This window comes from Mesorhizobium sp. AA22, from assembly GCF_001672375.2.
In the GTDB taxonomy this organism is placed as follows: domain Bacteria; phylum Pseudomonadota; class Alphaproteobacteria; order Rhizobiales; family Rhizobiaceae; genus Mesorhizobium; species Mesorhizobium wenxiniae.
The window spans coordinates 1,376,216-1,398,115 of sequence record NZ_CP048406.1; the positions used below are offsets into that span (position 1 = coordinate 1,376,216).

25 protein-coding genes are annotated in these 21,900 nt (G+C 61.5%); 15 read left to right on the forward strand and 10 right to left on the reverse strand.

Going from position 1 to position 21,900, the window contains the following annotated elements; all coding sequences use genetic code 11:
• Positions 1-60 precede the first annotated feature (60 nt).
• Positions 61-297, reverse strand: coding sequence for a hypothetical protein (locus A9K68_RS06655; protein ID WP_065007465.1), 237 nt, complete (start codon positions 295-297; stop codon positions 61-63).
• 335 nt (positions 298-632) lie between these two features.
• Positions 633-992 carry a hypothetical protein gene (locus A9K68_RS06660; RefSeq protein ID WP_156768257.1) on the reverse strand — a complete coding sequence of 120 codons (360 nt, stop codon included), beginning with the start codon at positions 990-992 and terminating at the stop codon, positions 633-635.
• A gap of 761 nt (positions 993-1,753) precedes the next feature.
• Between A9K68_RS06660 and A9K68_RS06665 the strand changes: the two genes are divergently transcribed.
• The 6 genes from A9K68_RS06665 (at position 1,754) to phoB (ending at position 8,153) form a co-directional block, all read left to right on the forward strand.
• On the forward strand, positions 1,754-2,758 hold the full coding sequence (locus A9K68_RS06665; RefSeq protein WP_065007463.1) for a PstS family phosphate ABC transporter substrate-binding protein: 1,005 nt from the start codon (positions 1,754-1,756) through the stop codon (positions 2,756-2,758).
• A gap of 120 nt (positions 2,759-2,878) precedes the next feature.
• On the forward strand, positions 2,879-4,267 hold the full coding sequence (gene pstC / locus A9K68_RS06670) for a phosphate ABC transporter permease subunit PstC (RefSeq protein WP_065007462.1): 1,389 nt from the start codon (positions 2,879-2,881) through the stop codon (positions 4,265-4,267).
• Positions 4,260-5,873, forward strand: a complete 1,614-nt coding sequence (gene pstA / locus A9K68_RS06675; RefSeq protein WP_065007461.1) for a phosphate ABC transporter permease PstA — start codon at positions 4,260-4,262, stop codon at positions 5,871-5,873. Before pstC ends, pstA begins: the two co-directional genes overlap by 8 nt.
• Positions 5,874-5,885: 12 nt before the next feature.
• Positions 5,886-6,701, forward strand: coding sequence for a phosphate ABC transporter ATP-binding protein PstB (gene pstB / locus A9K68_RS06680; RefSeq protein ID WP_029348716.1), 816 nt, complete (start codon positions 5,886-5,888; stop codon positions 6,699-6,701).
• A gap of 38 nt (positions 6,702-6,739) precedes the next feature.
• Positions 6,740-7,447: a phosphate signaling complex protein PhoU gene (phoU, locus tag A9K68_RS06685; protein ID WP_065007460.1), complete on the forward strand. Its 708-nt coding sequence runs from the start codon at positions 6,740-6,742 to the stop codon at positions 7,445-7,447.
• Positions 7,448-7,463: 16 nt separating this feature from the next.
• The gene (gene phoB, locus A9K68_RS06690) at positions 7,464-8,153 is read left to right on the forward strand and encodes a phosphate regulon transcriptional regulator PhoB (protein ID WP_031254097.1); all 690 of its coding nucleotides are present in this window, start codon (positions 7,464-7,466) and stop codon (positions 8,151-8,153) included.
• Between the two features lie 174 nt (positions 8,154-8,327).
• Here the strand turns inward: phoB and A9K68_RS06695 are convergent, their stop codons facing one another.
• The gene (locus A9K68_RS06695; RefSeq protein ID WP_065007522.1) at positions 8,328-9,575 is read right to left on the reverse strand and encodes an ROK family protein; all 1,248 of its coding nucleotides are present in this window, start codon (positions 9,573-9,575) and stop codon (positions 8,328-8,330) included.
• Positions 9,576-9,837: 262 nt separating this feature from the next.
• On the opposite strand from A9K68_RS06695, the gene xylF reads away from it, so the two are divergent.
• From xylF to A9K68_RS06715, 4 genes are all read left to right on the forward strand, one after another.
• On the forward strand, positions 9,838-10,878 hold the full coding sequence (gene xylF / locus A9K68_RS06700) for a D-xylose ABC transporter substrate-binding protein (protein ID WP_065007459.1): 1,041 nt from the start codon (positions 9,838-9,840) through the stop codon (positions 10,876-10,878).
• Positions 10,879-11,019: 141 nt separating this feature from the next.
• Positions 11,020-12,351 (forward strand): sugar ABC transporter permease, encoded by a 1,332-nt coding sequence (locus A9K68_RS06705; RefSeq protein WP_065007458.1) that lies wholly within the window; start codon positions 11,020-11,022, stop codon positions 12,349-12,351.
• 73 nt (positions 12,352-12,424) lie between these two features.
• On the forward strand, positions 12,425-13,219 hold the full coding sequence (locus A9K68_RS06710) for an ATP-binding cassette domain-containing protein (protein WP_065007457.1): 795 nt from the start codon (positions 12,425-12,427) through the stop codon (positions 13,217-13,219).
• 125 nt (positions 13,220-13,344) lie between these two features.
• The gene (locus tag A9K68_RS06715) at positions 13,345-14,970 is read left to right on the forward strand and encodes a CHASE domain-containing protein (protein WP_065007521.1); all 1,626 of its coding nucleotides are present in this window, start codon (positions 13,345-13,347) and stop codon (positions 14,968-14,970) included.
• Between the two features lie 95 nt (positions 14,971-15,065).
• On the opposite strand, the gene A9K68_RS06720 is transcribed toward A9K68_RS06715, so the two are convergent.
• The 6 genes from A9K68_RS06720 to A9K68_RS06745 form a co-directional block, all read right to left on the reverse strand.
• On the reverse strand, positions 15,066-15,308 hold the full coding sequence (locus A9K68_RS06720) for a YMGG-like glycine zipper-containing protein (RefSeq protein WP_065007456.1): 243 nt from the start codon (positions 15,306-15,308) through the stop codon (positions 15,066-15,068).
• Between the two features lie 79 nt (positions 15,309-15,387).
• Positions 15,388-15,714 (reverse strand): hypothetical protein, encoded by a 327-nt coding sequence (locus A9K68_RS06725; RefSeq protein WP_065007455.1) that lies wholly within the window; start codon positions 15,712-15,714, stop codon positions 15,388-15,390.
• A gap of 127 nt (positions 15,715-15,841) precedes the next feature.
• Positions 15,842-16,024: a hypothetical protein gene (locus A9K68_RS06730; protein ID WP_065007454.1), complete on the reverse strand. Its 183-nt coding sequence runs from the start codon at positions 16,022-16,024 to the stop codon at positions 15,842-15,844.
• Positions 16,025-16,162: 138 nt separating this feature from the next.
• Positions 16,163-17,197: a PAS domain-containing sensor histidine kinase gene (locus A9K68_RS06735; RefSeq protein ID WP_065007453.1), complete on the reverse strand. Its 1,035-nt coding sequence runs from the start codon at positions 17,195-17,197 to the stop codon at positions 16,163-16,165.
• A gap of 151 nt (positions 17,198-17,348) precedes the next feature.
• On the reverse strand, positions 17,349-17,516 hold the full coding sequence (locus A9K68_RS06740; RefSeq protein ID WP_065007452.1) for a DUF1328 domain-containing protein: 168 nt from the start codon (positions 17,514-17,516) through the stop codon (positions 17,349-17,351).
• 230 nt (positions 17,517-17,746) lie between these two features.
• On the reverse strand, positions 17,747-18,541 hold the full coding sequence (locus A9K68_RS06745) for a response regulator (protein WP_065007451.1): 795 nt from the start codon (positions 18,539-18,541) through the stop codon (positions 17,747-17,749).
• Between the two features lie 233 nt (positions 18,542-18,774).
• Between A9K68_RS06745 and A9K68_RS06750 the strand changes: the two genes are divergently transcribed.
• Both A9K68_RS06750 and A9K68_RS06755 read left to right on the forward strand, forming a co-directional pair.
• Positions 18,775-18,969, forward strand: coding sequence for a NepR family anti-sigma factor (locus A9K68_RS06750; RefSeq protein ID WP_065007450.1), 195 nt, complete (start codon positions 18,775-18,777; stop codon positions 18,967-18,969).
• Positions 18,970-18,972: 3 nt separating this feature from the next.
• Positions 18,973-19,524, forward strand: a complete 552-nt coding sequence (locus A9K68_RS06755) for an RNA polymerase sigma factor (protein ID WP_029348707.1) — start codon at positions 18,973-18,975, stop codon at positions 19,522-19,524.
• A 54-nt stretch (positions 19,525-19,578) separates the two neighbouring features.
• Here A9K68_RS06755 and A9K68_RS06760 read toward each other — a convergent pair whose 3' ends face one another.
• A complete protein-coding gene (locus tag A9K68_RS06760) occupies positions 19,579-19,959 on the reverse strand; it encodes a response regulator (RefSeq protein WP_082982280.1) in 381 nt (126 codons plus the stop codon).
• A 189-nt stretch (positions 19,960-20,148) separates the two neighbouring features.
• On the opposite strand from A9K68_RS06760, the gene A9K68_RS06765 reads away from it, so the two are divergent.
• The 3 genes from A9K68_RS06765 (at position 20,149) to A9K68_RS06775 (ending at position 21,840) form a co-directional block, all read left to right on the forward strand.
• Positions 20,149-20,910 carry a Crp/Fnr family transcriptional regulator gene (locus A9K68_RS06765; protein ID WP_065007449.1) on the forward strand — a complete coding sequence of 254 codons (762 nt, stop codon included), beginning with the start codon at positions 20,149-20,151 and terminating at the stop codon, positions 20,908-20,910.
• A 126-nt stretch (positions 20,911-21,036) separates the two neighbouring features.
• Complete coding sequence (locus tag A9K68_RS06770; RefSeq protein WP_029348705.1) at positions 21,037-21,363, forward strand: DUF883 family protein; 327 nt, start codon at positions 21,037-21,039, stop codon at positions 21,361-21,363.
• Positions 21,364-21,375: 12 nt separating this feature from the next.
• Positions 21,376-21,840, forward strand: a complete 465-nt coding sequence (locus A9K68_RS06775; RefSeq protein ID WP_065007448.1) for a hypothetical protein — start codon at positions 21,376-21,378, stop codon at positions 21,838-21,840.
• Positions 21,841-21,900 lie beyond the last annotated feature (60 nt).

Genomic DNA, 21,900 nt, shown 5'->3' on the forward strand with positions numbered 1-21,900 from the left:
TTCAAACATCGGGGTGGCGGCATCTCAAGCGATCGGACCCGAATCCCGGTCCACGAGATATCAGTGTTGCCCGCGTCTCGCATTGACATGGCGCGCCAACTCCGGCGCCTCGAAGACGTAGTCGCTCCAGGCCGATTCCGGAATCTGGCCGGCCAGGTAGCATTCCAGCAAAAGACTTTGCTCAGGGCTGAGAGGTCTCGGCGCGCGCTCATGGTCAAGTCTCAGCGAGTGAAACAGATTTCTGGGCGAGTGAAACAGATTTCTGGTCAGGTCCGAGACCGTGAAGTGAATCGACATGTGTGCCGTCTCCTTTGACCATCCAGCGCATCACCAGAAAGATCGGGATCAATCTCTGCCCCGCTTGCCTTCGGTTCAGGACCATGAGCCAAATCAAAACGCTACAACGTGTTTTGTGCGTCCAAAGGTACGCGCGGCGCTGCAATAGCCGTTAACGTCGAGGGCGGGATAAGGTTTCAACGTGGCGGCGGTAACGCCGATCGCGCAACCCGAAACCCACCGGTCAGCACATGCTTTCGGCGGTCGCGTGCGCGTGTGACCGAACCGCTGCGTCAGGTGCGCAGCACGTGTTTAGGACGCATCTTTTTAGCTGCCACCGTTTGAATGCCGGCTGGCTATTCGCAAACCATGCGGACCCGTTTTCCGGGTTGACTGACGTTCCTGCAGGTGAGCGGTTTTGCCGGCTCGGATGACGGCGTCGGATCTTTGGAAATCCTGGTGATTTGCCTTCTCCGCGCCACGGGGGTGCTGATTCTGCCGGCCGCCGCTCTTTGCGGCGTTTCGGGCGCCACAGGAAAGACATCGGTCTGCAGCAACTGCGGCTGTTCGGCTTGCGCCTGCTGCGGCGGCCTGTCCCAGAACCGCCGGACATCGAGGGGCCTTGGAATGACGACGGTGCCGTCGTAGCTGCGCGAGCAGCCGCTCCCCAACAGCAGCATCGGGCACAGGAAAAAAGGCAGGATCCGTCCCAACATCAGCAACACCCTTGCGGGATTTATAACGCGGCTTCGGTTCTACCGACAACCGTCGGAATACACTGCGGGCAAGGCTAGCGCATGACCCGGAGAATCGGAATCGATTTCGCCGGGGATCATGCGCAAAATCAAAAGTGCCGCAGCGTCCCTGGCGCGACTGGAGGGCGGGCATGGACGATGACCTGCCCAAGCCCATCAGCCCCAGGGCGTCTTGCTCGAAAGGTCGGCGCGGACTGAGAAATCCAGTGCAACGCGGGATAGCCACGTCAGTCCGTAGAGTTCAGCCGATTCGGCGAGGCATTGCGGACAAGACTATGGTGCGATCGCACCATATCAAAGCGTGCGTCCGGTTGGGACAATAAGCGCATTCGAGTTCCGCTCCTCCAGTTACGGGCGGGAGCAGCGACCGCCGGCAAGAAACAGGGTCAGATTTACCCCAACGGACCTGTTTCGGCGATGGCGCGGCCATGACCTCCTTGGCCGCATGCAACGCGCTCCCGCCCGGATTTTCTTTTTCGGCGCCAATTATTTTCGCCCGTCGAGGGCAAATGCCGGCCGCAAATCGTGCAAGCTGCTGATTCCAGCGGCAAACCGCGGCTGTGCCGGCGAGACCCGCGTCCGTTCCTTTTCGACATGGCTGTGCGGCGGTTACCGGGCTGACATCAAACTGTCATGTGACTGTAATAATCGGGGCCTATTGGCCTCAGCGGGCGCCGAAGGAATGGCGCCGAGAGACCATTTTCCGAACAGGAGCAGGCCACATGAAAAATTTCCTCCTTACGGCGTCGGCCGCGGCGCTTGCGCTCGCCGCGTCGGCTGGTTATGCCGCCGCGCGCGACCAGATTCAAATCGTCGGTTCGTCCACAGTGTTCCCCTTCACGACGGCTGTCGCTGAAAAGCTCGGCCAGAGCGGAAAGATCAAGACCCCGGTCGTCGAGTCGACTGGCACCGGCGGCGGCATGAAGCTGTTTTGCCAGGGCGTCGGCGAGAATACCGCCGACTTCACCAATGCCTCGCGCGCCATCAAGGACAGCGAGCTTAAGACCTGCAAGGCAAACGGCGTGACGCCGGTCGAGATCAAGGTCGGCTTCGACGGCATCGTACTGGCCAATTCGAAGGCGGGGACTGTCGTTGATCTGACCAAGGAACAGATTTTCAAGGCGCTCGCCAAGAACGTCGCTGTTGACGGCAAGGTCGTCGCCAACCCTTACAAGAACTGGTCGGATGTCGATGCGTCGCTTCCCGCGACAAAGATCGAAGTGCTTGGCCCGCCGCCGACATCCGGCACGCGCGATGCGTTCGTCGAACTCGTCATGGATGCGGCCTGCCAGGAAGAAGTGAAGGCGGCTAATGAAAAGGGCTGCGGCGAGATCCGCGAAGACGGCGCTTTTGTCGAGGCCGGCGAAAACGACAATCTGATCGTCCAGAAGCTGGAAGCCAACCCCAATGCCTTCGGCATCTTTGGCTTCTCGTTCCTTGACCAGAACGCCGACAAGCTGCAGGGCCATAAAGTCGACGGCGTCGAGCCGACCTTCGAGAACATCGCATCCGGCGATTACGGCGTTTCCCGCTCGCTCTATGTCTATGCCAAGAAGGAGCATGTTGGCGTCATCCCCGGCATGCAGGAATTCATCGCCGAGTACACCTCGGAAGGTGCATGGGGTCCTGATGGTTATCTGGCCGACAAGGGCCTGATCCCGCTGCCGGACGCCGAGCGCGCCAAGTGGGCCGAAAACGCCAAGGCCCTGAAGGGCATGGGTTCCTGAGGTTTCGGGGTCCGGGCGTATATCCGCTCTGACCCTCATGCTCTAAAGCCCAAAGCGCGGGACCAAGGTCCCGTGCTTTGAGCCGGTGAATGACCGGCGGTCGAGGGGACGTCCTGAATCATGGTCGGTTATCTCGTTGTTCTTCTGTTGGTTCTGGCAGCTGCGGCCTATTTGATCGGCCGGAGACGCGCCATTGCCAGTGTCAATGGCGACGTCGCGCGATTGCATTCGCTGCCCGGCCAACATGGCATGTTTCTGGCGCTTTTTGCTGCCGGTCCCGCGCTGCTTGCGATCGTGTTGTGGTCGCTGGTCACGCCGGGAATTGAATCGTCGATCATTGCCGACCGCTTCTCCACCGAATTGTCGGGAATGGGCGTCCCGCAGGTCGAAGCTTTCATCCGCGACGCTCGCGCGATGGCCTTTGGCGGGCTTGTCGGCTTCGCCGATCCCACGAAAGAGGCGGCCGCCGCCGCCTACAAATCGGTCCATGCGACCAGCACCTGGATCATCTGGACCGTCGCGCTCGTGCTTTCCGCGTCCGGATTTTACTGGGCCTATTCCCGCATCGCACAGGCCTACCGGGCGCGCCACGTGGTCGAGCGCATTCTTCGCGCATTCCTGATCGCCTGTTCGGTGGTCGCGATCCTGACGACGATCGGGATCGTCCTGTCGCTCATCTTCGAGTCTCTGCGGTTCTTCCAACAGGTGCCGTTCTACAAGTTCCTGTTCGGCACGCATTGGTCGCCGCAGAGCGCCTTCACCGGCGCGGGAGCGGAGGCCGGGGCGGTCAACGAGGACATTTTTGGCATGGTGCCGCTCTTTGCCGGCACGTTGCTCATCACCTTCATCGCCATGCTGGTGGCTGCGCCTATCGGGCTGATGGCTGCGATCTACCTTTCGGATTACGCCTCCAAAAGCGTCCGCGCGGTCGCAAAGCCGGTTCTGGAAATCCTCGCCGGCATTCCGACCGTCGTCTACGGCTTCTTCGCCGCGCTGACGGTTGCGCCCTACTTCCGCGGTATCGGCGAAAGCCTGGGCCTCAACGTCGCGTCCGAATCTGCGCTCGCCGCAGGCGTGGTCATGGGTATCATGATCATTCCCTTCGTTTCCTCGCTTTCCGATGATGTGATCAACGCCGTTCCGCAATCCCTGAGAGACGGTTCCGCCGGCCTCGGCGCGACCAAGTCGGAAACCATCCGCAAGGTGGTCCTTCCTGCTGCCCTTCCGGGCATCGTTTCAGCGATGCTGCTTGCCGTCAGCCGCGCAATCGGCGAAACAATGATCGTGGTCATGGCGGCGGGCCTGGCGGCAAACCTCACGGCCAACCCGCTCGAAGCGGTCACAACCGTGACCGTGCAGATCGTGACGCTGCTGGTGGGCGACCAGGAGTTCGACAGCGCCAAGACGCTTGCAGCCTTCGCACTCGGCCTGGTGCTGTTCTGCATCACGCTTTCCCTCAACATCGTCGCGTTGCGCGTCGTCCAGAAATACCGAGAGCAATATGACTGATGCGATCTCGTCATTGGGCGCCGTCGGACGGCCGGTCAGCATTCATACCGACGATGCCGCGAAGGCGCGGCTGAAGGGCCGCTACCGCACGGAAACGTGGTTCAAATGGCTTGGCGCCGCAGCTGTTGCGTTGGCCGGCTTGTTCCTTGTGCTGCTCCTGTCGACGATCGTCACGCAGGCGATTCCGGCGCTGCGGCAGAACTATGTGACGCTGCCGATCGATCTTTCGGCGGCCAAGGTCGACCCGGCGAAACTCGACGAAGTGAATTACGACGCCATCGCTCAGGAAGCGCTTACGGCAAAATTTCCGGATGTGACGAGCCGCCAGGACAAGCGCCTGCTGCGCGGACTGATTTCCACCGGCACAGGCGTGTTCCTGCGCAAGGATATTGCGGCTGATCCGGGGATGCTCGGAGGAACGGTGGACTATGCGGTTCCACTTGACGATTTTGCCGACCTCTATCTCAAGGGTCTGCTTGCCGACGTCGGTTCGGACGAAGCGATTTCGACAAGCGTCACGCCTTCGCAAACCAGCGGCGACATCGATCTGACCTTCGGCGACGATGCCATGCTGGCGCTGGCGCGCGGCCATGGTGCGGCCGAGGGCGAAAACGGCATGCTCACCCTGACGAGTGGCGCGTCGTCGCTGCTGGTCGCGTTCAATGGCGGCACGGTCAAGCTGACCGCGCTGTCACCTGCGGCCAACGGCATGGTGATCGCTAAGGGCACGGTGATCGAGGCGCTGGACAGCACGGCGCCCGCCGCGAGCGGCCAGGCATTCCTGCGCGTAATCGAGGCGCCGGAAGCATCGCGAAAGATTTCGGACAAGATGATCGTCTGGCTCGACACGCTGAAGAGCGCCGGCCTGATCGAAAGCCGGTTCAACTCGATCTTCTTCTTCACCGGCGCAAGCCGCGAGCCGGAACTGGCCGGTGTCTGGGGCGCGGTCGTCGGATCGTTCCTGACCATGATCGTAACGCTGGCCATCGCCTTCCCGATCGGCGTTTCAGCGGCGATCTATCTTGAGGAATTTGCGCCCAAGAACCGGCTGACGACGATGATCGAAGTGAATATCAACAATCTGGCGGCGGTGCCTTCGATCGTCTTCGGCCTGCTTGGACTTGCCGTATTCCTGAATTTCTTCGGCATGCCGCGCTCCGCCCCGGTGGTCGGCGGCATGGTGCTGGCGCTGATGACCCTGCCGATCATCATTATCGCCTCGCGCGCTTCGCTGCGCGCGGTGCCACCGTCGATCCGCGAGGCGGCGCTTGGCATCGGAGCCTCCAAGGTTCAGACCGTATTCCATCACGTCCTGCCGCTGGCGATGCCGGGCATCATGACCGGCACCATTCTCGGAATGGCGCATGCGCTGGGCGAAACCGCGCCGTTGCTGATGATCGGCATGGTCGCCTTCATCGTCGACATTCCCGGCGGCTTTACCGATCCCGCGACGATCCTGCCGGTGCAGATATTCATGTGGGCGGATTTCCCGGAAGCTGGATTCCAGCAGAAGACTTCGGCGGCGATTTTGATCTTGCTGCTGTTTTTGGTCATCATGAACGCCATTGCAGTGATACTGCGCAGGCGCTTCGAGCGGCGCTGGTAAGGGGTAGAGGATATGAACATCATGACGGAAGCCGGCGTCGAACAGAAACTGAGCAGCGGAACCAATGCCCCTTCGATCAAGATGAAGGGCGAAAAGGTCTCTGTTCATTACGGTGAGAAGCGAGCTCTGTTCGACGTGGACCTCGATGTCCGCGAGAACCAGGTGACGGCGTTGATCGGCCCATCGGGCTGTGGCAAGTCGACCTTCCTGCGTTGCCTGAACCGAATGAACGACACGATCGATATCGCGCGGGTGAGCGGCAAGATAACGCTCGACGGCGAGGATGTTTACGACCCGAAAATCGATGTCGTCGAGCTGCGAGCTCGCGTCGGCATGGTATTCCAGAAGCCGAACCCGTTTCCGAAGTCGATCTATGAAAACGTCGCCTACGGTCCGCGCATTCACGGCCTGGCCAGGAGCAAGTCCGAGTTGGACGGCATTGTTGAATCGAGCCTGAAGAAGGCCGGTCTGTTCAACGAGGTCAAGGATCGCCTGCTCGAGTCGGGCACCGGTCTCTCCGGCGGACAGCAGCAGCGCCTGTGCATCGCGCGCGCCATCGCCGTGTCGCCGGAAGTGATTCTGATGGACGAGCCCTGTTCGGCGCTGGATCCGATCGCCACCGCCCGCGTCGAGGAACTGATCGACGAACTGCGCCAGAACTACACGATCGTCATCGTCACCCACTCGATGCAGCAGGCAGCGCGCGTGTCGCAACGCACGGCGATGTTCCATCTCGGCTACCTGGTCGAGGAGGGCGCAACCGACAAGATGTTCACCAATCCCGACGACAAGCGCACCCAGGACTACATCACCGGCCGGTTCGGCTGAGCGGTCCGGCGGCGAATTTCGAACACGAGGACAGGATCATGGGTGAACACACCGTCGCATCTTTCGACGAGGAACTGGAGCACATCGACAGGCTGATCCGCGACATGGACGAGCTCGCCGCCGCGATGGTCGCAGCCTCGATCCGCGCGTTGCTTGCGTCAGACAATGCGATGGCGCAGCGTGTCGTCTCGGACGACGCGATCATGGATGCGCGGCAGCGCGAACTCGACGACAGTGCGATCACGCTGATCGCCAAGCGGCAGCCGATGGCGCAAGATCTGCGCGCGGTGGTTGGCGCAATCCGCATGGCCGGTGATCTCGAGCGCATCGGCGATTTGGCCAAAAACATAGCCAAGCGGGTCAGCGCAGTCGGGCAGAGCACCACGCCGCGTAATCTGTCGCACGGTATCGACGCGATGGCGGATCTCGTTCTTGTGCAGCTCCGCGGGGTGGTTGAGCACTATGTGTCGCGCAATGCCGGCGCTTTGAAAGAACTGCGCGCCGACGATCAGAAGATCGACGTGAAATACACGGCGGTTTTCCGCGAACTCCTGACCTACATGATGGAGGATCCGCGCAACATCACCGCTTGCACCCATCTTCTGTTTTGCGCCAAGAATCTCGAACGCATCGGCGATCATGTCACCAACATAGCCGAAAACGCCTACTTTGTCGTGACCGGGCAGCAATTGCCGGCGGATCGCCCGAAGCTCGACGAAACGACGATGTCGGCGCCGGCGACATGACAGGAGTGACCGGCCGATGATCGCGCCGCGCATCATGGTGGTGGAGGATGAAGAGCCGCTGGGCGTCCTCCTCCGCTACAATCTGGAATCCGAAGGCTATCAGGTCGAGGTGGTGACGCGCGGCGACGAGGCCGAAATCCGGCTGCAGGAAAACGTGCCCGATCTTCTGGTGCTCGACTGGATGGTGCCGGCGGTTTCGGGCATCGAGCTTTGCCGGCGCCTTCGGGTGCGTCCCGAAACCGAGCGGCTGCCGATCATCATGCTGACCGCGCGCGGCGAGGAGAGCGACCGGGTTCGCGGCCTTTCCACCGGAGCCGACGACTATCTGGTCAAGCCGTTCTCGACACCGGAATTCATGGCCAGGGTCAAGGCGCTGCTGCGCCGCGCCAAGCCGGAAGTACTGTCCAGCGTGCTGAAGGTCGGCGACATCATGCTCGATCGTGAATCGCACAGGGTCTATCGCAAGAAGAGCGAGATCCGGCTCGGGCCGACCGAATTCCGGCTGCTCGAATTCATGATGCGGCACCCGGGTCGGGTCTTCTCGCGCAGCCAGTTGCTCGACAATGTCTGGGGCGAGACGATCTACATCGACGAGCGCACGGTGGACGTCCATGTCGGCCGGTTGCGCAAGGCGGTCAACAATGGTCGCATGCCCGATGTCATCCGCACCATCCGCGGCGCGGGCTATGCGATCAGGGAAGACTAGGGATGTGCTGATATCCAGGTGGTGCCGGCCTGCGAACGCCGGCTTCCTGGGCTTCCGGTGCTCACGTACCCAAAAGTACGCTCCGCTCCGGTTCTCGGAACCCACCATTCTCGACTCGGCCTGACCTGAATCTCAACACACCCCAAGTCGCGATCCGGGATCCTCCCTTCGAGTTCAAGCCACGTTCTTTCCGACCGAGCCGGCTCGTGCCTGGATGCTCGGCGCGAAGATCTCTTGGTCGACGAAGCTCAGCGCCCGCATGGCGCAGCCTTCTCGGATCAGCGGCAGTTCGTTCGGCTCGGTGTCGAAGGAAATCGAACCCGAATGCTGGCCGCCCGCGGTCTGGGCGATGGCCTCGCGCAGGGCCGGCTCGATCAGGTCGAAGGCGGCAGCGCTGGCACCGACCATGGCGACCGGCGCCGGATCGATCAGCGCGAACAGGCTGCCGAGCCCGAAGCCGAGCGCCTCGCCGGCCTTGCGGTAGGCTTCGCGCTCCGGTCCGTCCGTCTCGCGCGCCCGGGCCGCCAGTGCCCGCATCTCGGCGTCGCTGACATCGGCGACCGGCTCGGCGTTCTCGCTCAATTGCCTCGCGTTGCGCCAGATAGCGTAGTTGCCGGCATAAGCCTCGACGCAACCACGCCGCCCGCAGCGGCAAAGCGCGCCGCTCGGCCGATGAATCATGTGGCCGAATTCGCCGCCTGAGGAATGGGTGCCGGTGAACAGCTCGCCCTTGAGCACCAGCCCCATACCGATGCCATGCGAGAGCAGGATGGCGATGAAATCGTCGCGGTAGCGATCCGGGTCGCGCCGGCGCAGCGCCACGGCCATCATGTTGCAGTCGTTCTCCATAATGGCCGGGATGCCGAACTCGCGTTCCAGAATGTCGGCGAAGGCGATGTTCGTCTGCGGCGTGATCGGCGACCACAACATGGCGCGCGCATGGGAATCGGTAATACCCTGGATCGCCAGCGCGATGCGGGCGACGCTTTGGACGTCGAGGTCGGGGTCTTCGAGCCGGCGCCGGACTATGGCGACACATTCGTCGATCAGCTCGTCGCGCGACATGGTCAGCGTGTCCAGCCGGCGCTGTTCCTCGGCGACCACTTGTCCGGCATAGTCGATGACAGCGACCGACAGCGAATTCAGCGACAACACGACGGCCAATACCGCAGCGGCTTCCGGATTGAGGCTGAGGCCAACCTGCGGCCGGCCACGTTTCAGCGAAACGGTCTCACTCGCCTTGCTCTCGGCCAGGATGCCTTCGTGGATCAGGTCGGAAGAGATCGCCGATATGGTCGAATGGCTGAGGCCGGTGGTTGCGGCGATCTCGGTCCGTGACGGCTGGCCTGCGCGCCGTACGGCCGAAATAACCATCGCCCGGTTGCGCCGGCGCAAATCGTCATGGCGGATCCCAACCGACATTGTTTTGCTTCCTACCCTATTGCCGCGGCCGCTCATGAATCGGAAGCCGTCAGGCCGACAAATACTGGCAGAAGCAGAAGGACCTGTCATTGTTTATTCCGAGGCTCGAAAAAAAGCCAACAGGACACCAAAATTCCATCAGAATTCATGTTGACAGTGCTTCGGCGTTGGATCAGTATTTTTTCGAGGCTCGAAAAAAAGAGCTTTTGTGCAGGCCTTTGGGCCAGTTGGTCGCGCCGTACGCGGCGCAGGGAGGAATATCATGAATAGATTCACAGCCGCCATTCTGGCGGGGGTCGCCATGTCGCTGACGCTCGCGTCGGTCGCACAGGCGAAGGACAAGGTCATCGGTGTTTCGTGGTCGAACTTCCAGGAAGAGCGCTGGAAGACTGACGAAGCCGCCATGAAGTCGGCGATCGAGGCCGCCGGCGACAAGTATATTTCAGCCGATGCACAGTCCAATCCCGGCAAGCAGCTGACCGACGTCGAGAGCCTGATCTCGCAGGGCGCCAACGCGCTGATCATCCTCGCGCAGGATGCCTCGGCCATCGGGCCGGCGGTGCAGAAGGCGCTGGACGAAGGCATTCCGGTCGTCGGCTATGACCGGCTGATCGAGAACAAGGACGTCTTCTATTTGACCTTCGACAACCAGGAAGTCGGCCGCATGCAGGCCCGCGAAGTGTTCAAGGTGGCGCCGGAAGGCAATTACGTCTTCATCAAGGGCTCGGGCGCCGATCCGAATGCCGATTTCCTGTTCGCCGGCTCCATGGAAGTGCTCAAGGATGCCATCGACAGCGGCAAGATCAAGAATGTCGGCGAGGCCTATACGGACGGCTGGCTTCCCGCCAACGCCCAGAAGAACATGGAACAGTTCCTGACCGCCAACGACAACAAGGTCGATGCGGTGGTTGCCGCCAATGACGGCACCGCTGGTGGCGTCGTCGCGGCGCTGACGGCGCAAGGCTTGGCCGGATCCGTTCCGGTGTCGGGCCAGGACGGCGACCATGCCGCGCTGAACCGCATCGCGCTCGGCACACAGACCGTATCGGTGTGGAAGGACGCGCGCGAGCTCGGCAAGAACGCCGCCGAGATCGCCTCGCAACTGGCCGACGGCAAGCAGATGACAGATATTGCCGGCGTCAAGGACTTCGCCACGCCGGGCGGCAATGTCGTCAAGTCGCTGTTCCTGACGCCGATTGCCGTCACCAAGGACAATCTCAACGTCGTCATCGACGCGGGCTGGATCAAGAAGGAAGAGGTCTGCGCCGGCGTGGCGACGGGCACGCTCCCGGTCTGCAACTGATCCGGCCTTCGCAAGAAGCCTGAAACGCCGCGGCTTCACACCGCGGCGTTTTTTCAAAAAGAATTGTTTTTCCGCTTCTCGCGGATAACTCCAAACTGCTTCCGGCATCCGCGGCAGACGGCAACCCGGTGGGAGGGCATCATGACCGACACAACTTCCAACACGCCGGCCGCCGATACAGGCGCCGATCGGGCGCGTGAATCCGAGCTCAGCCCGGTCGGCCGCTTTCTCAAGGCAACCGAGCTCGACATACGCATGCTCGGCATGGTCGGCGCGCTGCTGGTCATCTGGGTTGGAATCCACCTCCTGTCGGGCGGGCTTTTCCTCACGCCGCGCAACCTCTGGAACCTGTCGGTGCAGACCTCCTCGGTCGCGATCATGGCGACCGGCATGGTGCTGGTCATCGTGATGCGCAACATCGATCTTTCGGTCGGCTCCGTCGAAGGCGTGATTGGCATGGTGATGGGCGTCGCGCAGGCCGAATTCCTCATCCGGGTCATGGGGTTCCAGCTTGGAAATCCCTGGATATGGATCATCGCACTGGCTGCCGGCGTGGTGCTCGGCCTCATGATTGGCGCGCTCCAGGGCTTCATTATCGCCTATCTCGAGGTTCCGGCCTTCATCGTGACGCTGGGCGGCCTGCTGATCTGGCGCGGCATGGCGTGGCTGATGACGAGCGGGCGCACCGTCGCGCCGCTCGACGCCACCTTTCAGCTCATGGGTGGCGGGCCGCGTGGCTCCATCGGGGCAACCGCAAGTTGGATCGTCGGCATTCTCGCCTGTGTGGCCGTCGCCTTGATGCTGCTCAACGGCCGGTCGCAGCGCAAGCGGTTCAAGTTCCCGCTGCGTCCCGTCTGGGCGGAGACCGTGCTTGGTGTTGTCGCTTGCGCCGCCATCCTCGGCGCCGTCTGGATCGCCAATTCCTATCCCTGGCCGATCGGCATCGTTCGCCAGTACGCCCAGCGGACCGGCATCACCGTCCCGGAAGGCGGGCTGTTTATCGCCCATGGCATCGCCATACCGGTGCTGATCGCGGTCACTGTGGGCATCGTCATGACCTTCATCACCAGCCGCACCCGTTTCGGCCGCTATGTCTTTGCCATCGGCGGCAATCCGGAAGCGGCGGAACTCGCCGGCATCAACACGCGCTGGGTGACTATGAAGGTGTTCATGATCATGGGCGTTCTGGCCGCGATCAGCGCGGCGATTGCTTCGGCCCGCCTCAATGCGTCGACTAATGCACTGGGTACGCTGGACGAGTTGCTGGTCATCGCGGCCGCGGTCATTGGAGGCACGTCGTTGGCCGGCGGCTCCGGCACGGTGCTCGGCGCCATGCTTGGCGCACTTCTGATGCAGTCGTTGCAGTCCGGCATGGTGTTGCTCGGTATCGATTCACCGCTTCAGAGCGTCGTCGTCGGCGCCGTCCTGGTCGTCGCCGTCTGGCTCGACACCGTCTATCGCAAGCGGGTCTGAGCATGATCCCGAAAAAGTGGATACCGGTTTCGACAATATCATGCTCAAGCAAAAACCATAGGGAGGAACGATCATGGCTGACACAACTGCTCCCACCCCACTGATCGACATGCGCAACATCTCGATTGCCTTCGGCGGCATTCGCGCCGTCGACGATGCGTCGATCGACCTTTTCCCGGGCGAAGTCGTGGCGCTGCTTGGCCACAACGGTGCCGGCAAGTCGACGCTGATCAAGATCCTGTCCGGCGCCTACAAGCGCGACTCGGGCCAGATCTTTGTCAATGGCGAGGAGGCTTCGATCTCCAATCCGCGCGACGCCAAGAAATATGGCATCGAGACGATCTACCAGACGCTGGCGCTCGCCGACAATGTCGACGCCGCCGCCAACCTCTTCCTCGGCCGCGAGCTGATGACCGGCTGGGGCACGCTCGACGATGGCGCCATGGAGGCCGAGGCGCGCAAGGTGATGGGCAGGCTCAATCCCCGCTTCCAGCGCTTCAAGGAGCCGGTTGTCAAGCTTTCGGGCGGCCAGCGGCAGTCGGTGGCTATCGCGCGCGCCATCCTGTTTAACGCCCGCATCCTGATCATGGATGAGCCGACGGCGGCACTAGGCCCGCAGGAAACGGCACAGGTCGGCGAATTGGTCATGCAGCTCAAGGCCGACGGCATCGGCATCTTCCTGATCAGTCACGACATCCACGATGTGTTCGAGCTTGCCGACCGCGTCTGCGTGATGAAGAATGGTCGGGTCGTCGGCACGGCGCGCACCAGCGACGTGACCCAGGACGAGGTGCTCGGCATGATCATCCTGGGCAAGTGCCCGCCCGGTGCCATTCCTGGGCCAGGTGCGCTGAAGATCGCCGCCTGAAGCTTCAAACGAGCCGCCTAATACCCGTCATGTGATGTGCCAGCGGTCATGATGGTTTGGCCGCGCCATTGTGTTGACGCGAGGACTTGCCCATAAGATGGGGAACCATGGGCCGCAGCAGCAATTTGAAGAAGTTCTTTCCGATCGTCGCTTTCATCGCCGTCGCGCTGATCAGCCTGACGATGGCGGGATTCGCCTATTTCGCCACGCAGGAAGCGGCGCGCATCAAGTTCGAGGCGACGGCGGACGATGCGCTCAACCGGATCGATAGCCGCATCGACCTGCATCTGTCGCTGCTGCGATCGACCCATGCGCTGTTCGAGGCGCGCAATGGTGGGATTTCGCGCGGCGAGTTCAAGGCGTTCTTCAACGCGCTCGATATTGACGACAATTTCGCCGGCCTGCGCGGCATCGGCTTTCTCCGGCTGACGAGACCCGGCGACGAGGCAGCGGTCGAGCGTGCCATCCTGCACGACTATGGCGCCAGCCATCCGATCTATCCGGCTACGACGACGCTGCCCTGGCGGACGCCCATCACGCTGTTCGAGCCGCTGGACCCTTCCAATCAATCCAGCATCGGCTACGACATGTTCACAGAACCGGTGCGGCGTGAGGCGATCGAAAAGGCGATGGCCGACAACCAGCAGCACGCGAGCGGGCGCGCGCAGTTAGGCAAGGAAACAGGTGCTGCGCAGACCTTCACCGGCTTCCTGGTCTTCGTGCGGCTCAACATCGAAACCGCGCCGGACGGCGTCGATGCGACCAGATCCACGACATCAGGCTTTCTTTACGCGGCCTTTCGCGCTCGCGATCTGTTCCAGACCGCGCTCAGCCGGACGCCGCTGCTGCCGGTCAACATCGAAATCTATGACGGCAAGGTTGATGCCGACCATCTTTTGTTCCAGTCGGAAACGCCGCCGGCGTCGATCTTCGGTGACAGGCTGGTGGTTTCTCGCGAGATCACCATCGCCGGACGTCCATGGACCGTCCTGTTCAGGCCGACAAGCGCCTTTTCGCAACCCTCCTCGCGCGCCATTCCGGTGATGCTCGGCCTGTTCGGGCTGCTGCTCGCGGGAACCATCGCGCTGGTGGCACGCTATCAGGAGCGGGCCTATGACGCGGTCTCGCTGCTTCATGAGACGACGGAAAAAAGCCTGCTCGAAAAAGATCTGATGCTGCAGGAGATGAAGCACCGCATCAAGAACTCGATCACGCGGGTGCTGGCGATCGCGCGACAGACGGCATCGCACGCCACCGACGTCCACGAGTTCTCGTCCTCTTTTTCGGCCCGGCTGCAAGCGATGGCGGCATCCCAGGACATGCTGACGCGCTCGCGCTGGCAGAAGGCAGACCTCGGCGATCTCTTGCGCATCGAGCTTGGTCAGGTATTCGGCAAGGAGCTTCCTGAGGGGATATTGTCGGGGCCAGAGGTGCTGCTCGACGAGACAACGACGCAAGCGCTCGGCCTGACCTTTCACGAACTGGCGACGAATGCGCTGAAATATGGCGAAGCCGGCAACTCGGTCGGTGCGCTCAAGGTCGCTTGGTCGGTCGAGGGCCACTGGCGCGACCGGACGCTGGTTCTCAACTGGCGCGAAGTCGGCCAGAAGAAGCTTGAAGCACCTGCCAAAACCGGTTTTGGCACCAAGCTGATCGATTTGAACGTGACGCGCGAATTGCGCGGTACGATCAATCGCGATTTTCACGATGGCGGATTGAGAGTGGAAATCAGGATCCCACTGTCGGACTGAAAACGCTGCCGCAAACCGACCGTTTTCGAAGGCGAAAGCAAACAGAGACCGGCTCGTCCGGTCTCCGCTTCTATTGCTCATGCGTTTGAAACGGATCAGCAGCGAGCCGTAAACAGACGGCCACGGTTGTCGCGGTACTGGCAATAGCCATTGCGCAGGTTGCGCACCAGCAGGCCGGTACCGGCACCGATGGCTGCGCCGACCAGCGCACCCTTGCCGCCGTCAATCAGGCCGCCGGCCAGAGCGCCGACACCGGCGCCGACGCCGACATCCCGCTCAGTGGTGCTGCAGCCGCTGACTGCGACCACGGCAACCATGGCAATAATCATCTTCCGCATAGGGTCACTCCTCGCTTTTGTCCTCACTTGAGCTCCACCCGTCACTTACCATGCGAAAAAGGGTTTTGCCCGATCGATCTCATTGTTGGCTAAGAGAATCTTTTTCGGGGCGCGCGCCGGTCGAAGCAACCTCAAGATTGGAAATCTCCACGGAAGCGTCGAGCGTGCCGTCCGGACGCACATTCCAGACGATCTGATGGTAATCATCCTCAAGTGCCGGATCGACGGAAAGGCATTTGGCAATTATGCGCGGAGCCTGACCCTGCACATTGCTCAAGACAAACGGACGCTCGGCGGCGCATTCCTGAGCGGTTTCGAAAACACCCACCGATACGGGCAGTTCACGACATTCCGTCATCGCGTTAGAACAGCCAATGACAAGCAACACGGCAGCGATGTGTTCCATGGCAACCTCTCGCCATAAGAACGGGCCATATTCGTCAAAGTTCCTGCGATGCCGGCTGGCGCGACTGATTGGAGAACAGGTCGACATGAGGCAAGCACAAGCCGCCGGCCACTTTGGGTCCGACGCTCTAGATCAACTGGAACGCGGCGGCCAGGACGACCACCGCAGCCACCCCGATTGCGGCGAGGCCGGGGGTCGGGTGGGAAGCACGGGGCGACGGCATCGCGGATGCTTCGAGATCCTGAAACCCGCCCATCGAAACGCGTGCGGCATGTTCCAGCCTGTTGATGTCGGCAACGGTCAAAGCCATTCCTCCCGTACTGCGCAGCAGATTGCGATCGAAAAGTCATTCGGACCGGTGTCTGAACAGCTTCGGACTTTATGGTGAACAGGTGGTTAAGGCCGGCGCGGCCGGTACTCAGGCCTCTTTGGCTCGGCTGTTGTCCAGTCAATCCGTCTCGAAATTGCCGCGAGGAACGACAAGCCGATACTCGAGGCGGTCCCCGGTGATTTCAAGCGTCGCCGTTCCGTTCAACGACGCAGGCACGACGCGCTCGAGCGCGACGCTGCCAAAACGCTTCTCGCGGGGCTGATTGTCGTTGGCCCCGATGGCTTCGGCCCATGTCAGCGATAGTGCGGTCTCGCCAGCGGAAGCAGCCGTCAGATCGGCCGTCACCTCGACGAATCCGTCGGCTCGCGACAGAGCGCCATAGCTGACTGAATTGACGGCAAGTTCGTGCATGGCCAAGCCTATATGCAGGGCGGCATTGGGGTTGAGGTATGGATTTGCACCCTGGAAGCGCAGGCTGCGCAAGGGGTCGGCTCCGTAGCGGCCGACCTGGCCGGACACCAGTTCGCGCAGTGCCGCTCCCCGCCAGTTGGACGAGGTCACCAGATCCTGGGATGAAGCAAGCGACTGCAGCCGGCCGCGAAAGCGTGTCAGGAAATCACTGAGCGTGTCCGAATAACGGCTGGTCTGGGTGGCGATGCTTTGGATGATGGCCAAAAGGTTCTTCGAGCGGTGGCTGACCTCGCGCAGCAGCGTTTTCAGCGTCTGCTCGCGACGTTTCTGCTCGGTCGTTTCGACCATAGTGGTGACGACGCCCTGCACGGCGCCGCCGTCGTCGTGATCAGCGTCTACCCATAGTTGGAACCAGCGAACGCCATCGTCGGCGGGAATACTGAGCTCAAGATGTTCCGGATTGCCGGATGCGACTACGTTGCGTTTGGCGGCACCAATGCGTTCCGCATGCACCAGGGGCAGCATGCCGTTGCTGTCGGCAGTATCGGAAGCCCATGGCGGGCGCATGTTGCGGGCCCAGACGGTTCTCATCTCGCGATCCTGATAGAGAACCGAAATGCCGGCATTATGCAGCGCATGGAGAAGGGCCCGACCAAGCTGCATTTCGCTGTCAGCAGAATGCAGAGCGATGATCTCATCGCTCCGTCCGCTGTCTTTCATGTCTCCGGCTCTGGATTGCATCGGTAACTTCACCCGCCCGATCCAAGCTGAACGGCTGACGGAAAAATGGGTTCCCAAAAGAAGTCCGCCGAGCGGCGTCCCGTTAAAGGATACTGCCCGGCGGTAGCTGGAAACCGCTTGAGGGGTGCGGTTCCCAGTGTTGGATCGCAGTTCACGACGCGCGTTTGAACAAGCCCGCAACAAGCGAGATGATCAGGAAAGCAAGAAAGATGAAAAACAATATCTGTGCTATACCTGCCGAGGTCCCGGCAATACCGCCGAAACCAAGAGCGCCTGCAATGATCGCGACGACGAGAAACACGAGCGCCCAGTAAAGCATGATCCATCTCCTTCAAATGGTACGGCAAAAACGTCTTTCGCTGCCGTTTGTTCCACCTTTTCCCGAAAAAGACGATCCCTGGAAATCTTTCCGGCCCGAATTGAATCGTCATGGGCAGGGGAAGTTCGAGGCGCAAGTGACGTTTGCCAGCCGCAAGGGGCCGGCGTCGTTCGATCAGCAAACGGGCGACCCGTGGAAACCGGGCAGCGCGAGGCCGGGCCTGCCCGGTCCTATGCAGCGGCTTTCGCGTGCCGGTCGAAGAACAACGCCTGGCTGATCAGGGCCTTGACCATATCCGGATTGAACGGCTTGGTGACGAGGAAGGCCGGCTCCGGCCGCTCGCCCGTCAGGAGGCGCTCGGGAAAGGCGGTGATGAAGATCACCGGCACCGGCGTGGACGACAGGATCTCGTTCACCGCTTCGATGCCCGAACTGCCGTCGGCCAGCTGGATGTCGGCCAGCACCATCTTCGGCCGCGTCTTTGTGAACATCGCCACCGCCTCGGCGTGGGTACGCGCAGTTCCGACGACACGATGGCCCAGGCTTTCGACCATTTGCTCGATGTCCATGGCGATCAGCGGCTCGTCCTCGATGATCAGCACATCGGTTGCCACCTGGCGGGAAATCTCGTTGCTGGCCTCGGCGAGGAGTTCGGAGAATTCTTGATCGTCAACGTCGAGAATCTCCGCCGCCTCGTCTTCGCTGAAACCTTCCACGGCGACCAGCAGGAAGGCCTGCCGGGGACGGGGTGAAATCGCGTTCAGATTGGCGGCGGCGCGCTGTTCCCACGCCGACTGCGGATGTTCTTGCGGAACGCGGATGGCGACCGAGGTGAACAGCCTGGCGAATACCTTGTAGAGCGCGATGCGGTCGTTCGACGCGTCCGGAAAGATGTCGACGTCGGCGATGATAGCTTCGAGCATCGCGGCGACCAGCGCGTCGCCACTCTCCTGCGATCCGGAAACAGCCCGCGAGAAGCGGCGCAGGAACGGCAGGTGCGGAGCGATGGTTGCGGACAGGCTCATGATGGACGTCTCCCTCTGACGTAATTGGATAGATTGCAGGCCAAGGTGATTACAAGCCCCGAAATTAGCCCTGAAAACATAAACGCCGGCTTTCCGAAAAAGTTCCGACGGTTTGGAACTTATATAAGCGGACGGCGTTTGAGGTCGGGACGGGCAACCAGACGAGGGGAGGCCTGCTTTGCGTCGTGTATTAAAGGGCGGCAGGGTACTGGGAAAAAGGGCGAAATGAAGAGATGACGAAAGATATCACGGCTGGCGCTGCAAACAGGCGCCGGGCAGCTTCCGGCGACCCGCTCGGGCCAAACTCGGAAATCGGCCGCAAACTCAAACAATATTACGACGAACTGGTCTCCGACAACGTGCCGGATCGCTTCGCCCAATTGCTCAGCCAATTGGAACAGGCCCAACCTGCACGGAAAAAGGACTGAGGCATGGCGGCCGTCTCCCAGAGCTTCAAGACGGATCTGCTCGGCTCGATTCCGAGCCTGCGGGCCTTTGCCGTGTCATTGACGCAAAACGCTGACAAGGCCGACGATCTGGTGCAGGAAACACTGGTGAAGGCCTGGGATAAGCATGAAAGCTTCGAGCCGGGCACCAATCTCAAGGCCTGGCTGTTCACCATCCTGCGCAACGAATTCTATTCCCAGATGCGCAAGCGCGGCCGCGAGGTGCAGGACAGCGACGGCATCATGACGGCCAGGCTAGCCGTCCATCCGGCCCAGCACGGCCAGCTCGACCTCAAGGACTTTCGTAGCGCGCTCGAGCAATTGCCCGAGGACCAGCGCGAAGCCATCATCCTCATCGGCGCGTCGGGCTTTTCCTACGAGGAAGCCGCCGAGATTTGCGGCTGCGCGGTCGGAACGATCAAGAGCCGCGTCAGCCGCGCCCGCACGCGGCTGCAGGAAATCCTGAAGATTTCCGGTGATGACGAGTTTGGCCCGGATGCGATATCGGCTCAGGTGACGGGGTCGAACGCCGCCTGAACTGTCCCTCGACAATAATAGGCCCCGGTAATATCGGTCCCGGTTTTCCGGACATCAAACAAGAGGGCCGCGCCCGCACGCCGCCGCCACTGCCTCCACGAGATCGTCTCCCGAATAAGGCTTGGTGACCAATCTGACATCCGGAAAGGAAACCTTGATTTCGTCCATGTCGGAATAGCCCGAGGCGAAGACGAAAGGCACGCCCGATTCGCGCAGCCGCGAAGCGAAATCGAGCGTCGAAGCGCCGCCAAGCATGAGATCGACGATGGCGGCGTCGAATTGCGAGGCAACGCTCTTCCGATCGATCTCACCCAGATTGCGGGCGATGATCACGTCGCCGGCGCCGTAGTCGCGGCAAAGCTGCTCGACATCCATGGCGATCAGGAATTCATCCTCCAGAACAAGAATCCGCAATCCGTCCAGCAAGGGGGGCACGTGGCAATGTCTCCATGGGGCGCAGGGAACAGAGCAATCATGATGCCTATTTGGCTTCCTGTCATTTAAAGTTATTTGGCATGCTGTCATTTAAAAAAGACATGCCCGTCGCGGATGGCGGAACCTCGATGCCTGCAGGGCGTTTGCTATCGCCTTCCGGAAGAGGGCCGCTTTCGAAGAGGGATTGAAATGCCTGGCCAGAACGGCCGTTCTTTTTCCACCCGCCGGTATTCATGTGAGAACTGCCCACTGCGGCCGTTGCCGGCGTTCCGGGCATTCGAGAAGCAGGAACTTGTCTTCGTCGACGCGATCAAGAAGGGCGAACTGGCCGTCGACAAGGGAGCTACGGTTCTGGTGGAGGGAAGCCACAGCGCCCATCTCTATACGGTGCTGTCGGGTTGGGCTTTCCGCTACAAATTGCTGTCGGATGGCCGCCGCCAGATTTTGAACTATTCCATGCCAGGCGATCTCATCGGCTTGCAAGGCAGTCTGATGGGAGAAATGCAGCATTCCGTGGAAGCGCTGTCGCCGATGCTGCTCTGCGTTTTCGAGCGGGAAGCCCTTCCCGAACTCTACCGCAGCCATCCGGGCCTCGCCTACGACATCACCTGGATCGCCTCGCGAGAGGAGCGCATGCTGGACGAGAACCTGCTCAGTATTGGCAGACGCACCGCGCTCGAGCGTGCAGCCTATCTCATCGCGTTCATCTCCAGCCGCGCCAGGGTGGTCGGGCTGAACGGCAGGACGCCCGTGCAGATTCCGATCACGCAGCAGCATCTCGCCGATACCCTCGGCCTGTCGCTGGTCCACACCAACAAGACGATCCGCAAGCTGATGGACCGCAAGCTTATCTTCTGGCGCGACGGTGGCTGCGAGGTGGTCGACAACGAAAGGCTCAAGGAACTCGCCCGCTGGCAAGGGTTGAGCGAAGCTCGCCGACCGCTGATCTGAGCGGCTACCGGAGACGTGCCGGGCTGGACTCGCTTGCGGAAACACCCTTTCATGGGAGTTGTTCCGATTTCGGAACCTTGGGGTGGGTCGAGCGTTTCGACCCGAGCAAACGCAAGGAGTTAAGTGATGGCGACTGCCGCAGGAAAGTCCCCGAACGAAAGCCGGACGAATTCGGACCTTGAAGCCGATATCAGGCAGTTGAAAGTCGACATTCAGAAACTCACCGAACAGCTGGCCGAGACCGGCCAACATGGTTACGGGGCTGCTCGTCGCGTTGCCGCGGAAGGAATGGAACAATTGCGCGCCCAAGGCGAAGCAGCGTTTGAAAATATGCGCAGCAACGCAAGGGACCTCGAAGCCCAAGTGGTGGCGAGCGTGCGCGAAAAGCCGGTGACGTCGCTGGCGATCGCGGCAGGCGTCGGCTTTCTGTTCGCGCTTCTCGCGCGCCGCTAAGCCTCAGCCCAGATGGGAATGCTGGCATCGTTGGTCTCGGGGCTCGCCTCGGGTGAAGCCGTGGCAGCCGTGCGCCGCGCGCGCACGGCTGCCATCGTCTATGCGCTCGCAGCACTTGCCGCACTGTGCGGCGTCGGTTTCCTGGTCGGAGCGGCCTATGTCTGGGTGGCGGGTCGCTACGGGCCGATGGCAGCCTGCCTTGGTTTTGGGGTCGGTTTCCTGGTGATCGCAGGGCTTCTCCTGCTCTTCCATCAGCAGTCGGCCGGCGCGCGCGCCCGACGCCGGGCGCGGAGGCGCCAAGCCGATATGAAGGCGGTCGGCATCACGGCCGCGCTCGCCGTGCTGCCGGCGCTACTCAAGGGAAAAGGCGGCCTGGGCTCCATACTCGGCCCAGCGATCGCACTCGCCGCCTACGCCATCTACCGCGAGAACGTGAAGCCCGATGCCGACGATCCGGATGCCGGCGAAGCGAAATAGCTCGAAGCGATTCTTCTTGTTGACGACAATCTAATCCCAAAACCGGGCTCAACTTTTCGC